At 43.8% G+C, this 15,115-nt stretch carries 5 protein-coding genes; all 5 read right to left on the minus strand.

Going from position 1 to position 15,115, the window contains the following annotated elements:
• Positions 1-49: 49 nt before the first annotated feature.
• The 5 genes from AC3WJJ_RS08580 to AC3WJJ_RS08600 all read right to left on the minus strand — a co-directional run bounded on the left by AC3WJJ_RS08580 (position 50) and on the right by AC3WJJ_RS08600 (position 14,972).
• Positions 50-3,058, minus strand: a complete 3,009-nt coding sequence (locus tag AC3WJJ_RS08580; protein ID WP_492539758.1) for a sialidase domain-containing protein — start codon at positions 3,056-3,058, stop codon at positions 50-52.
• A gap of 48 nt (positions 3,059-3,106) precedes the next feature.
• A complete protein-coding gene (locus tag AC3WJJ_RS08585; protein WP_492539760.1) occupies positions 3,107-3,823 on the minus strand; it encodes a cohesin domain-containing protein in 717 nt (238 codons plus the stop codon).
• A gap of 59 nt (positions 3,824-3,882) precedes the next feature.
• Entirely contained in the window at positions 3,883-6,966 is a 3,084-nt protein-coding gene (locus AC3WJJ_RS08590; protein WP_492539762.1) for a dockerin type I domain-containing protein, read from the minus strand.
• Positions 6,967-7,043: 77 nt separating this feature from the next.
• Positions 7,044-10,067, minus strand: a complete 3,024-nt coding sequence (locus tag AC3WJJ_RS08595; RefSeq protein ID WP_492539764.1) for a DUF4838 domain-containing protein — start codon at positions 10,065-10,067, stop codon at positions 7,044-7,046.
• Between the two features lie 27 nt (positions 10,068-10,094).
• The gene (locus AC3WJJ_RS08600) at positions 10,095-14,972 is read right to left on the minus strand and encodes a discoidin domain-containing protein (protein ID WP_492539766.1); all 4,878 of its coding nucleotides are present in this window, start codon (positions 14,970-14,972) and stop codon (positions 10,095-10,097) included.
• Positions 14,973-15,115 lie beyond the last annotated feature (143 nt).

Raw genomic sequence — 15,115 nt, forward strand, 5'->3', positions numbered from 1 at the left:
AAATGAGCGGGAAGATATCAATTATTGCATATCTCCCCGCCTCTACTTCTTACTCCACTAATTTTGTCGCGATGGCTGCAAGATCAGAGATATCAATTTTTCCATCCTTATTCAGATCTGCAATTTTCGCTTTATCCCAATCTGGACTTGTTGAATCCTTTCCATAATGGGATGCTGCAATTCCAAGGTCACCGATGCTGATCTTGCCGTCGCCGTTAAGATCGCCAGAGATGCCCGTATTCTCAGGTGAAACATTAACTGTCAAAGCGGAACCTGTCACTTTCGACTCGACTCCGTTCGCATCTCCTGTAGTTACATCAGATATCCGAATTTCACCAGACTTAGCTTCAAGTAATTGTTTCGCTTTAAAGTTAAGTTCCATCAACTGAACATTACCTGATACCGCATGATCCGCCCCCGTGCTTGCAAGGATGAATCGGCTCTGCCCAGATACTGAATCGACTGTTTCTACTAACTGCACACCATCAATGATCGAGGTTCCAGATACGAAATCCATAATGTCTGTATTGAATTGTACGGTAATATCTTGCGCGAACACAGGATCCTTGATTTGATTCAGGCTTAATTGAACTTTAAAATCCTCACCAGAACGTACTTGATTAGGACCTGTCAGCGTTGATGAAGTACCTTGTTCTTCTGTCGCAGCTTTGGATTTAATAACCGTACTCAGTTTATTGATACTCGATTGTGTGTCTAACGCGATTCCAAACGTATTTCTAATGTCTAGACTTGTGCTGAATCCTGCTTCGAGTGGATATTCACCTGGAGCAAGCTCAGGGAATTCAGCTTCAAATACATACTCCGTACCTGCTGTATTGGATTTTTTAAGTTCAAAGACCACATCATTTTCACCAATCTTGCCTTTCAAAGTTCGGTTACCATTAAGCATCACATATTGATCAAAAACAGCTTTAATCTGTACTTTATCGTTAGCAACATATCCATCTGATTGTACGGATTCAAGTTGAATCGAAGTTAATGAAGGATTCGGCAATTGTCCTTGACGTTGCCATTTGAGATACTCTGTGTTGAATTTAATGAAACTCATCGCTTCACTACCTGTTCCTTCATAGAACAAACCGATTTCTCCATTACCCAGATTCGCTAAACTGGAATACGCATAATGACCTTCCTTAACTAACTGAGAGTACTTCCAGTCGAACTTATACTTCGTTCTGCCATTGGCGTGTTTGCCTTCTTCCTTAATCAAACCAACTTTTACCGTTCCGTTAATTCGACTTGACGAATTACCAGGGCTTGCAAAGATTACGGCTTCGTGTCCGTCAATCTGACCGTCAAAACGAATAGCTGTCATTTGACAGTAAGCTGCTATTAGGTCACGCTCTGTCACCACTTCAGAATCCCAAGTCTCTCCACCATCAAAGCTCGTTGCAATTTGAGCATAACCCGAGTAATTACGCATGAACATTTTCAATTGTCCATCTGGCATTTCTAATACTTGGGCTTCCGTAATCTCGTTAGCAGAACCGTTAAAGGTTCTCTCATCAAGCGTTACTCCATTTACGATTCGACCATGGTTCGGCGACTCTCCACGATGCCATGTTGCTCCATGATCATCGCTATAAATTGTAGCGCTAGCCTGCCTATTATTCTCATTCGTAAAATACACAGGAAATACGAGTCTTCCAGCATGTTCCCCTTTAGTCAATTGAATACCTGTTCCTGGTCCTGCTCCGAGAAACACCATCCAGTCTTCTTTCGTTTCCGGATTTAGATTGACTGGACCTTCCCAAGTTGCTCCCTCGTCATCGCTATGCCACAGCTCAAGATATGAAGTTACAAGTGGCTTAAGCGGTGAATTACTAAGGAAGATGTTCCCGATCTTAACATTGTTGTTGTATAAATTTCTTAAGGAGTCCACTTTATAAGTTGTTTTTACATTTGAACTGTTGTAGACTTCGCCATTCTCGCGAACCGTATATTCCTGATTACTGGAATCTTTCAGGAGTAAGTATTTTTTTCCGTCAATCGTCTTGTAGCCCGTGCCTCTTTGCGATGTAGGGAATCCACCACCCTCAGGGAATCCAAGGACCAGAGAGAAGATCCGCTTTGTATCCTTATCCTGTAATAACGCCTGATCAATGTTCGAGGCATTACCAGGGTAGTTATTAATCAAAACTCCGTCATTCTCCCAAGTCTTACCTTTATCAAAGCTTCGTCTTACCAACATATCAATGTTAGCTGGTGAATCACCACCATGATTGATACGCTTGTCGATACCTGCAATGAGTGTTCCCGCCTCTGTGTACAGAAGTGCTGGAATACGGTATGCATTCGATCCATATAGACCTGGATAAAAAACGCTATGCGGCTCTGTAATTAATGCATTATCAGGCAAAGGATTTTGAACCGGTGTTTTAGCAGTTACACCGGTGACTGCGATGAGATCCTGATCTGAAAGAGGTTCATTGTACACTTCTGCGAAATCAATCTCACCATTAAACGGATAATTATTCGACCCAGCTTTACGCTCAGTTCTGCCTAGCTCTGCGCGGTTTGGAGCATAGATATTGTTTAGAAACTTTTTAGCTGTCGTTGTGTCCTGCTTGACAAGCTTTCCATCGAGGAAGTATTTGTAGCCAGCTTCTTTATCCATGACCATAGCAACGGTATGCACTTCATTTTCTTTCACTGTAACATCTGCTTTAACGTGAGTATTTGACGCTGTCTTCCCAGGCTCTTCATATCGATTCTCACTTCCGATTGCAGAAGGTGTAATGTAAAGATGGAAATGTCCATTGGGTAGTGTATTATTGCTCAGTGAGAATAAGGACATGATCGAAGAACCTGTGTAGCGAAAGCGTACAATAATAGTGCCTTCATCTAATGCTTTAAGCGCGTCTACCTTGTTATCTAGATTCGTAAAATTAGCATTGCGAATTTGTTGATTCTCCGCTCTAAGCACGAGTCTGGGATCAGCTTGTTCCTGTTGTTCTGTCGAATTGGCCATCGCTGTAAATGGCAACATAGCCGCTACCATCATAATGGTAAGAAAAATTGTCGCGAACTTCTTCAAAAAAATTCCTCCTTAGTAATAGATCATCATTTTTCGCCTAGCTAACATTTACTCTTGTTCTACTATTTTCTTAGCTACCATCGCTAGATCCGCAACATCAATTGCACCACTGCCATCTAGATCAAGATGCTTCACCTTATCCCAGTCCGGGTTGCTAGAATCCATACCATACTTTGCAGCGATAATCGCCAAGTCTCCGACACTCACCTTGCCATCACCATTTACGTCTTCAGATGATCCCGTCTTTGTTTTAATTTGAATCGTGAAGGACACCGGGGTAATAACAGATTCTTCTCCTTGCTCATTACTTAAGATGGCTTGGGTTAACTGGAGATTTCCGCCTTGATCCTGTGCTACATTTGCTGCTTTGAATCCAAGTTCAACGATTTCAGCATCCCCTGTAATTGGATATTGACTACCCAAACTCGCCAAGAAAACTCTTATTTTTCCAGGAGTACTTATCGTTGGTTCGTTGACAACAATTACACCTTCTTGAAGAGAGCGAATGGAATCTGGAATATATTCCATGACAGCCGGATCATATTCAAACGTCAAGTCCTGTGCATACACCGCACTAGATACACTAGTGACTCCATATTTCACAGTAAAGGATTCCCCCGGTGCGACAATGCTTTTACTCCCAACCAAAGTCGCTGAAGTCCCTGCTTCAGGTGTCTCCGCGTTCACTGCCGGATTCGCCATGAAAATCCAGCTCATAATCACAGCCATAAGAGTCACCATTACTCTCTTTTGAACCAATCCCATGCTTCTCATCAATTCTCACCCTCATCTTTTAAATTTTCGTTTTAGGATATCAGCGTGTATTATTGATTCACAATTTGTGTCGCTAGTTGAGCAAGATCCGTAATGTCGATCCTTCCGTCTTTATTCAGATCAGCGCGCTTAACGTACTCCCAATCCGGACTCGATAGATCTTTTCCATAATGCGTAGCTACGATCGCGAGATCGCCAATGCTCACTTTGCCATCTCCGTTAATATCGTAGATAATCGTATCTGTGCCAATCTCGAAAGATGTCGAAGCTAGTTCGGCAGTAAATTCATTCCCGTCTGCGTCCCCAAATAATGCACTTTTAACCTCTACATTCGCGGTAGAGTTCCCCTCAGCAAGTTTTACTTCAAATAGAAGGCCAAAAAGAAACTGATCACCAATCACAGCATTCTCTATGCCATTACTCGCCACAATAAATCGTACTGAACCTGGATTTAGTTCCTTCTCAGAGACAATATTTAAACTAGGTGCATAAGCAATGTTGTTGTATTCCAGAACATCAGCATCATAGTTAAACACGACATCCTGGGCTGTGAATGACTCTGCTTGCTCAACACCATAATTAACCCATATCATTTCACCAGGATTAGCTGTTTTTGGTGCACTAAGTACCGTTCTGAACTCCTTGTTATTCGGACTGGTATCAGGCACCTCTATAGACACCTCATCGACAAGAAAACTACCGCTCGTGTTTCCGCTGGGAACTTGAAGTCTTAGTTTAGTAATGGATTTGCTACTAGGGCCCAGCTTCCCCTTGCCTACTCTATCGCCGTCTATGAAGACAATATACTCAGAGCTAGTACGATCAATAATAGCTTCTATTGTCTGCCATCGATCATCCGAATAAGAAGTTGTAGAGTCAATAAAGGTTCCCTGTTTGGTGTAACTAACAGTTCCTAATAAATTGAGGCTAAGCTTCAGAACTTCCCCATCCTGAGCATCCAAGTAGTGCAAACCAAGAGGAGTGTTTTTCTGCCCTGGCTTTACTTTGGCTACCAACTTGATGGAATTCCCCTGTTCAGGGAACGTCCAAACACTTTTGTTTAGTGTGCTTGACTGAACTAACTGAAGTGCTTTATTGTCTTCAGTTTGTTTAATGACGGGTGGTTTGTTGCCACTTGTTTCCCATCCAGATGGAGACTGCTCAATTGTCATGCTCTCAAAATTCTCTGCCACTATCTTTTTCCACAAAGATGCAATCAGCTCTATCTCTGTAAGTGAATGGACTAACACTTTACCTTGAGCATTAGCTACAGAAATATTGACAGGGTATACACTTACGGCTTCATTTGCAGTATCCTGTATTCTAAATTCGGTGTTCGTCGTTTCACCTGGTGCCAGATTGGCTATCGTCTTTGTTGACGGGGTAATGATCACTTTGTCTGGACCACTCGGAGACAGAATTAACCCTGTAAAATTACTAGCACATGTGTTGGTCAGTTCAGCTGTAATGACTGCTTCTCCTTGATTCGCAATCGCCTGTTCATATCTTGTATTAAGGGTTGGTTTACAGCCTTCTTCAGGAGTCGCGGGTATGCCATTCCCCTCATATGCTCCGATATTCGGAACAGATGTACTGGAAACAAGGTTACCGAAATAATCCTTCCCCCCGTTACCGTTAATCAAGACTCCTGCGCCTATTGCCGGTGAACCTTCTCTCAAGCGATAGTCATTAGGTTCAAGCGTTCCAGCATTCAAGAACATCGGGTCAATCGTCATCGAATTCGTAGCCCAAGAAGGGATTGAAGAAAGTCCGTGAAGCACATTGCGATCCATCTTGAACGCATTTGAATTGAGGCCCCATCCGACAGTACCCGAACCCTCTTTATAAACAATGTTGTTGAAGAACTCCACATTCTGAATCGGTGAATTGTTCTGTGAATAGACATTAGGGGACAAGCCATCTCCGATATAAATCGTGTTGTTGTATATTTTTCCATTTACAATTTTACCGCCACAACCATGTAAGAATATTTGCGCACGGTCGTTGATCGAAATATTGTATCTTACGATAAAATCTTTCGTATTCGCTGAATCCGGACAGAAGAGGAAGAATCCCCCTTCATTGTTGTAGGAGAGATTATATTGAAAGGTCACATGATTCGTCGCATGATCAATATCGTAAGCCATTCCATCCAGTGTACTTACACCGCCAGTGGTGCGATTGTATTGAAAAATAATGTTATCAGAGTTAGCTGTCCACATGCCGGCATTGTAAGATTTAGCGCGTACATTGAACCCATCAAGAACATTACGTTCGATAAGACCCCCATCTGTCATCTTGGCTACGATTCCGTCTCCTCCGATGTCAGATAATTGATTGCCCTGAATAAGCACATCCTTATGAGGGTACCAAGCGGCCGTGCAGTCATTCGCCCAACGACTTAAGTCCGGTCTCTTACACCAATTAGACCAGAAATAGATCCCACCGCGATCTACCGCTTCTATCCTATTATTCTTGATTTGAATCCCATGATAAGCAGTCGGTGTTACGGTCCCTTGTGCTTCGACAATAATGCCCCCAGATGCGTTTCCAAATTTACCCGAGCTGGAATTCGCTCCACCGCCCGTTGTCGAAGGCATTTGACCCCGAACATCATGTATGTACAAATCTCTTAACACAACACCCGTTAGATCTCCTGCATCCACACCTAGTACATAAATACCGCGCTTCGCTGTACGATTATCACCGGGGGCAAGCAGTTCCAGATCCATTACTTGGACGTGGGCCATGTTCTTCAGAATAATTGCGTTGGTCTGACCATCAGCATTAATAATTGGCAGTTTATTGCCCGAACCATAGGCACCGATTACGATGGGAGCCTGCTCGGATCCTGAACCCTTAGGAGCAAATTGTCCAAGACAAGTAGATCCCCGCTTAAACAAAACAGAATCTCCCGGCTGTAATTGCTTGTTGTTGATGGAACTTATCTTGGAAAATGGACTGTTTGTAGCTCCGCTTCCTTCGACAGTGGCAGAACAATCAACGTGGTAAGCGGTTACATCAGTTGAATCCATTGGTGCAGCGTCTACTAAAGTTGCTCTGCCTCCCATAATGAGAAAACATAATAATGCCCCTGCTACAAGCATCCAAGCTTTCTGATTTAGCACTTGCATTTGAAGTTTCTCCCTTCAATTTACTTGCAAGGTAGGAGAGCAGCCGACGAGAAGGCTGCCCCACCTTCAATGCAAGGTTACTCCGTAATTTTCTTAGCAATGATTGCAAGATCGGCAATGTCGATCTTACCATCACCATTCACATCAGCACGCTTCGCTTGTTGCCAATCTGGACTTGATGAATCCTTTCCGTAATGGGAAGCGACAATACCGAGGTCACCGATGCTTACTTTTCCATCTCCGTTGACATCACTGTCTGGAATTGGCGTAGAATTCGGATTCACAGTTACACTTGTTGACGAAGCTGCCGCTTCTGTTTCTTTTCCTTCCGCATCACCAAGGATGGCCTTAGACACTTCAAGTTCTCCCGTGACAGACACGGGATTTTCCTTTCCTATGAAAGTTATCTCTGCGATGTCTGAGTTTTCTGACAAGGCATGATCAGGTCCCTCACTCGCAGCGATCAATCGTACTTTACCAGGTGAAGTTTTAGCCTCCACAATGGCGATCCCGTCCTTGATAGATTCCGCAGATACATACTCCAGAACACTTGAATCGTATTCCAGCTCAATATCTAACGCGTATGCCGGATTCGGAATGTCTTTCATCCCGAGCGTTACGGAAACAGTCTCGCCTGCACGGATCTCATCCTTATCTGTTATGAGGGTAGTACGAAGCTTCCCCTCTTCACCTGGCTCTTCGATGGCTTCCGCATTTACTTTGAACTCACGTACGATAACCCACTGCGTTTGTGATGCTGTTGAACGGAAACGAATAAATCTTGCTTTTACATCTTCATCAAGGGAGAGTTTAATTTCCGCCTGATTATTCGCCTCAGCTACCGTTCTCCATTCCTTAAAATCACTAGATACCTCAACAACACCTTGACGAATGTAATCATTCGGTTTCGCGGAAGTAGACATGAGTAGGTTAATCTCTTTAATCTTCTGAACGGACTTAAGATCAAGACCTACGTAATCTCCAATAGATGGATTGATATTCGACCAATAGACCGTCTCATCCTTACCATCTACAATGTTCCCAATGTCATTATTCTGGTAGGTACCAAACGTAGTCATTGGCGCTTGCTTCAGTTCTCCGCGATTCAGCTTATAGATCCAAGCCGATTGCCCGAAACCACTCAGATATCTACGAAGAGAGTAAGAGTTCTGCAGCATGATGCCATCAAAACGATGGGAATATAACAAGGCTTGGGCTTGAAGCTTCGCTTCTCTTACTTTGGTTGCATCATTCCCTAATCTGTAAAACTCCGCTTCCGTATCCGCAATGGCAAAATCTATATTCCATGCCAATCGCTCAATCATAAATGCCTCAGAACTTGCGGTTGGCGCTTTTTCTATAGCAGCAGACAGTAGTGATTTAGACTGCAAGTAGTTATTCCGCGCCTTAGTTACGGCATTTAAGTTGTTATAATCACCTGTCGGTTGATTAAATACTGCTCTGCCCGCTTCCTCAACCAGATTGAAGTATTGAGCCATTTCCCCGGCGGCAATACCGAATCTAGCTTGCACATAATCGCTGATCAGTTCTTGCGGATTTGAGCCCGAATTCCAGGACATCTTCGCTAAGATTAGATGTGTAATTTCAAACGTAATCCAATCTCCTGGCTCTGAGTACGTACCTATTCCATTCATTCCAATCGTTTTATAGTAAGGAAGCTCCTCACCGATTAATTTTGGAAATACAACTGGAAGTGAATGAAATGCATACCTGCGGTAATATTCGTACATGGTAAGATCTCCGTTAAATACGCTACTCCATTTATTGATCAGATTAACCGATGGTTTATTTACCGAAGAATTCGGATCAAATACGGAATCACGGTAACTACGGAAATAAGGTGCGAAGTCAATCAGTACGGACTCATCATACATATACTCACTACTTGGTGGTTGATCATGTGAGGAATACGCAATTGCCTCAATTCGGACACCAGGCAGTTCCTGCTTAACTTTCGCATGAAGCTTATTGACGACATATGCATATGCATTGGCGGAACTGCCGAACTTTGCAATAACGGCAGGTGGCCAGCTTGCGACATCCGGAGGCCAAGCATCGAAAATACCGATTTCAGGACGCTCTCTCAGATAAGAAATAACTTCATTCACATAGGTGTCTACAGCCTCTTCATTCGCAATATTGAATACGTTGTATCCAGAGATGAACCATTCTGGATGAGCTGCACCGTATTTATCCTTACGAAGGAAACTTTCAAACCCATGTCCACCTACCTCAACAACGATATCCCGCTTGCTTAGCTCCGGAATCATTTGCTGACGCCAATCATCCCAGCGTGTATTCCCTTCGGCTATATAATCGTAAGGAACCACTAGTGTATTCAATTTGTTCTTCGCCATCCAATCAATTAGTGCAGGTAAATTATCCGATGAATGACTCCAACCTTCTTCAACATACTTTCTTCGAACCTTGAAATCAGGTTCTTGAAGTCCATGGATTAACTCCGAAATGACCACCGTATTAACCTGAGGCACTGATTCTGAGAAATTGTTATAGAACTTGAAATTAGGAGCGAAAAAGTGAACCCCCAAACTCTCAAGCATTTCATACGCAGAATACAAAGTTCCTCGATCATTCTCCCCTGCGAGTACAATGCGATTTCCAGTAGCCTCGGTTACAAATGAATCTTCTTTCGAACCTTTAAGCTGGTTATTAGCCGAACTCAGCCATTCACTAGGGAAGTTCGCATCTAGACTTGTATTCGAATAGTTCTTTGCATCATCCCCAGTGACAACAATCAGGGCACTCGTAAGGTGGTTAAGTCCACTACTGTCGCCAGTTGCAATTCCTTTTACGATTGGTACTTTGCTACCCGTCATCTTCTTGAGGTAGCTCTGCAATTCTGAAGCGGCATATTGAGCCACAGTGGAGCTACTGTCCTTACTCCACCAGATTACAGCTGACTCCACACGCTTATTGTTGATCAAAGTTAGCTCACTCTGCTTCGTAACATCAACGTTCGAAGCAGAGGCGCTAACCGAAGGATTCATGGAGAAAGTTTGCAGAACCATGCACAGAATCATGACAGGTACAAGTCGCTTCGTTAATATTTCACGAATCACTTTGTACCCTCCTCATCACGAAAAAGATTACTGAACGATTTTCTGAGCAATAACTGCTAAATCCATGAGATCGATCTTGCCGTCACCATTCACATCTGCACGCTTCGCTTGCTGCCAGTCTGGACTTGATGAATCTTTTCCATAGTGTGCTGCAACAATACCCAGATCACCAATGCTGACCTTGCCATCGCCGTTAAGATCACCGGATACTCCTGTTTGTTCTGGCTTCACTTCTACAGATACTGTCGCTGGAGCCGCCGTTGTCTCTGTTCCCTCTTCGTCACCTAAGAGTACATCTGACACGCTAATATTAACGGTTACGGTCTCAGATACTTCCTTCGCCCGGAAGGTCAACTCAGCTATTTGTTGATTTCCGCTAATTCCGTGTTCCGCACCTTCACTCGCCATAATTAGACGAAGCTTACCAGGTGTTTTGGTTGACTCTTCTACAATCGCAACACCTTCGATTAGTGATTTAGCGGAAACATAATCCAAGCGATCAGCATCGTACTGAATCGTGATATCCTGTGCAAACACTTTACCGGAGATATGGTTCACATCATAACGGATAACAAAAGGCTGGCCTGAAGTCACAGATGAATCAGCACTCAATACAGCCTGCACTTGAGCGGTGTCCTGCTGTCCTTGATACACCGTAATTTCAGCTGCAGATGCGAATTCCCCAACGCCTTTTACAGCTTCTAGCTTGATATGAGTCGCTTTCACCGGAGTGAAATTCGCTTCCTTCAGCTGCTTATTTCTCAGCCAGTTCCCGCTTGTCACAAGTGTGTAATTCACACCATCTGTGCTTGTGTACACGTTGTAAGCGGTAATTGTTCCGTTGCCTTCATCCGGACGAGGTAAGTACCCAAGTTTACTAATGGTGTACTCTCCGCCCAGATTCACTATGATGGACTGCGGAAGTGGATCAACGTTAAACCATTTTGTATGCCAGTGTGTATCCGGATCTCCATCGAGTGCAAGACGCGGATCATTTACACCCGCTTCAGAGCTCGTAGCTGTAGCACTCATTTGGCTTTGTGGAATTTCAGTTAGGTTAATTTGACCCGAAACCGTCACCTCACTGGTTGCAGAGAACCCACCTTCTTCCGTCGTCGCCGTTATTGTTGCTTTGCCCTGTCCTTTTGGTGTAACCATTCCCTTGCTGTCAACACTTGCAATACCGGGATCACTACTCACCCACTTTACAGTCTTGTTCCCTGCATTCTCAGGTTCAATTATCGCCGTCAATTGAACCGGTGCGTTAAGCACCTGAAGTGAGAGTGTCTCAGGATTAAGCTTAATGCCAGTAACCTTTTGTCCATCTTCGAGCGGAATACCGAACAGCTTAAATTCCCGAATGGCTGCCTTTGACTCTGCATCAGGTAGTCCGGTAATCGTAATTCTAGCGTACCTACCTTGGCTTCCGAATGAATCCTTGATCGTACCTGTTTCCTGATTGTCAGCTCGATTCGTTACCGTGATCCAGTTAGAGCTTGATGTCTCCCGAACTTCAATTTTGTATGAATACGGCTTGTTATTGTGTTCAAAAGAAACCTCGGAAGATTTAATCGAATGCAACGCACCAAGATCAACCGTCCAGCTATGACCATTGTTTTTATCCGCTGCAGACCAGAATGTGTCCATGTTACCGTCGTTAGCGTGACCAGCTGGATGTGCTTGATCCACACTATCCGCTGTTGCAGACTTACCTTCTGAAATTAATCGAACTTCAGGTGCTGCCTTTGGTGCTTCATAAACATCAAGCTCAGAAGCCGACGCGAAACCTCCAAGTGCAACAACTGCTTCAAGCTTCACGTAGCGGGCCGAAACACTATCAAAAATAATGTATTTCTTCAAGTTGTTTCTAAGCCATGTACCACTTGAAACTTTCGTATAAGTCTCTCCATCTGTACTAACGTATAGGTTGTATGAAGTAATAGTACCGTTCCCCGCATCCGTTCTTGGGGCATATCGGAATTGGCTAATATTGCGAACTTTACCTAAATCGAGAATGATGGACTGTGGGAGCTTATCGGACCCATCCCATTTGGTATGCCATACAGAGTTCCGATCTCCATCAATCGCTTTCGCTGCTTCTGAGCCAGACTGGAAGCTTTTCGCTGAAGCTGTCATTTCCTTCTTAGGAATCGCTGTAGGTGAAGGCTGTGTTAGATCACGATATAGGTTAATCTCTGCAGCCGAAACAACACCCTGAACCGATTCTGTGGCTTCTAATTTCACAAAAACAGCTTCTACTGTATCAAAATTGATTGTCTTCACTAGTTTGTCATCATTCCACTGTCCACTGCTTACGAGATTGAAGTTCGTTCCGTCCATACTCGTATACAGTTTATAAGCCGTAATTGTTCCATCTTTGCCACCGTATTGTCTTGGCATATATTTCAATTTATTCACATACTGCTTGATCCCCAAATCTAATGTGATGCTCTGCGAACCTCCAGCATTTGGAGAGGAGAGCCATATGGATTCGAAGCTGCCATCCAGCACATTAGATGCCGGTGAAGCTGGATCGCTGCTCGATGCTGTAGCAATCATATCTTCTTGTGGGATACGACTTGGATCTGTGTCCTCCTGAGGAAGCTCAATTTTAACTGCATCGATCAGAGGTGTAGTATCTGCCTTGAACCCCGCCACCTTCACCATGAATTCCTCAGTTGTCGAAATGGATGGTGTTTTAATGTATAAGATTCCACCTTTTTCTGATGCTGCATAATACCAGCCACTCGTTGCACTATCCCATGCCGCTTTCGACTGTAACTCTGGATAAGTAGCTTCATCTACGTAAACAGCAGAAGGTTGATCAGGCATGTGAATTGTAAATTGATTCTTACGGGATTCCAACTTCCCTTGATAATCGCCTACACTTGCTCCTACTTTGATGACCAAATCTCCAGTTCCTTGCTCTGGAGCGGTAGATGTAATTAATGTTTTGGCAAATTTGCCACTACGATGTTCTTTCGATGTACCATCATCTTCATACATCGTAAAGCTTGATGTTTTATAAGGGTAAATATCATAAGTTATTGGATCAGGTGCCACCTGACCGTCATATAACGAATCAGGGTACATCGGGATAATGGCCCCACCCTTCACGAGAAGAGGCAAACGATCCAGTGGAGCATTGTATTCATCTAACATTTTAGATCCGTAATGTTCCTCACCTGTCCAGTAATCAATCCATTTCCCTTTCGGGAGGTAAATTCCATTTCTCATTGTTGTGTCGGTATATACTGGCGCTACTAAGAAGGATTCACCCGACATGAATTGGTACTGCGTCAACGTTCCCTTAGAGTTCGGATCATCTGGATAGGAATAGATCATCCCTCTCACCTGCGGAGCGCCGCTTTCATAAGCTTCATTTAAATAGGTATACAAATATGGCGTTAATCGCTGTCTTAGTTTAAGGGCATCACGGTTGTAACTTGTGTATGGTTCCCCCCATACCCACGGCTGTTTATCTTTCGCTGCCCAACCGGACATATTTATCAAGATTGGAGTGAAGATCTTCCATTGCAGGTCGCGCACGTAGGTCTTAGCACTTCCTCCGAAAATCCCATCCACATCACCTGTCGAATATGGCATTCCGGAAAGTCCGGCGCCGATCATCGACGGGATATGGAAACGAATATATTCCCAGTTACCGGACTGATCTCCGGACCATACCGTGGAATATCGCTGGGTACCAGCCCAGCCGCCTACGGACCAGACATAACCTCTACTATCTGAATTATTCTCTATTCCCGTATAGGCCTGCTTACTTGCGTCCAAGGCAAAGTCATACCCCGGGCCTACCCAAGCCACATCGAGTTTGGCTAATCGAGTACCATCTACACCAACTTCCTGTGCAATTTTATCTACACCATTTTGAGTCCATAATCCGGTATAGAAACCTTCCTTATGTAGCTCATCAACCGTGTATTTCAGGTCCTGATAACCACAACCGTATCCATCATTCGGTAAAATCCAGGCACCCGGCATATCATGCTCACGATATTTTTTGGCGATAAGGTTAATGACATCAGATGTCTTTTCAGGAGCTCGGTTGTAACAATCCGCATCACCAAGTCCCATCCCCCAACGAGGAATTAAGGACGGCTTACCAGTAAGATCAGTATAAGCATTCAAAATTTCTTTCATGGTGTCGCCGTAGAAGTAATAAGCATCGAACCGATTCTCATTGTGAGTCAGCTTGACCGTGGAATCAAAATCATAAGTACCACTTTGGAACGTGTTACGAAGCACCCCATATCCCGCGGTACTCAAATAGAATGGTGCTGGATTCGATACCGTTCCGCTTCCCCAATCCCCATAGTTGTTAGCAATGGCAATTTTGCGATCACGATGGTTAAAGAATCCATTCTGCATACCGCCGCCGTAGAAATATTCATCCTCACCGCGGATGAGTTGTTGAGAAGATGACTGCCCGTTATAGTTCAAGCCAGCGGATTCTTCCCACACTACCGTTTTGTTATCGCTTTGGTACATAGCGAACTTCAACGGATTTTTGTAGGCTCTTAGTACGAATTTGCCTGTTTCCATCTTGTAATACTTACCTTCGTCAGACCACTTCACATTAACGGGTCCAAAATCATCCTTAATGACGATAGGTTCCTTCGGCTTTTCCGAAGTTTTCCCTGACAATTCCTTGAATTGCCCGTTTACGCCAAGCCAAATCCGAAACATATCTTCCCTTTGAAAAATAACTTTGATTTTGTCTGAGCCGGAAGTGATTTCAAACGTTTTATCGTCTTTTTTGACGAATTCGGAAATATTGCCCACGGTAGCCCCGTGTGCGATTTCAGGACGCAAGATGAACCCCGTAAGAATAAGGATCATCAAAGCAAACACCCACATACCAAATCGATTAATAGTGGTCGTCAATCATTTCCCTCCATTCAGCTTGCTTCATAAACTAAAAACAGCCATCCCCAATTTTTCCGATATGCTTCTGCTAATGATCACCTCCTTAAGCTTTAAAAAAAGAAAGCGGTAAGACAAGATACAGCCACTTCACTGTATTAAAA

The sequence above is a fragment of the Paenibacillus sp. FW507-14B1B genome, assembly GCF_058781425.1.

Coding starts and splice junctions, on each gene's coding strand:
- AC3WJJ_RS08590 (WP_492539762.1), bottom strand. CDS start 6,966: ATGCAAGTGCTAAATCAGAAAGCTTGGATGCTTGTAGCAGGGGCATTA.
- AC3WJJ_RS08585 (WP_492539760.1), bottom strand. CDS start 3,823: ATGGGATTGGTTCAAAAGAGAGTAATGGTGACTCTTATGGCTGTGATT.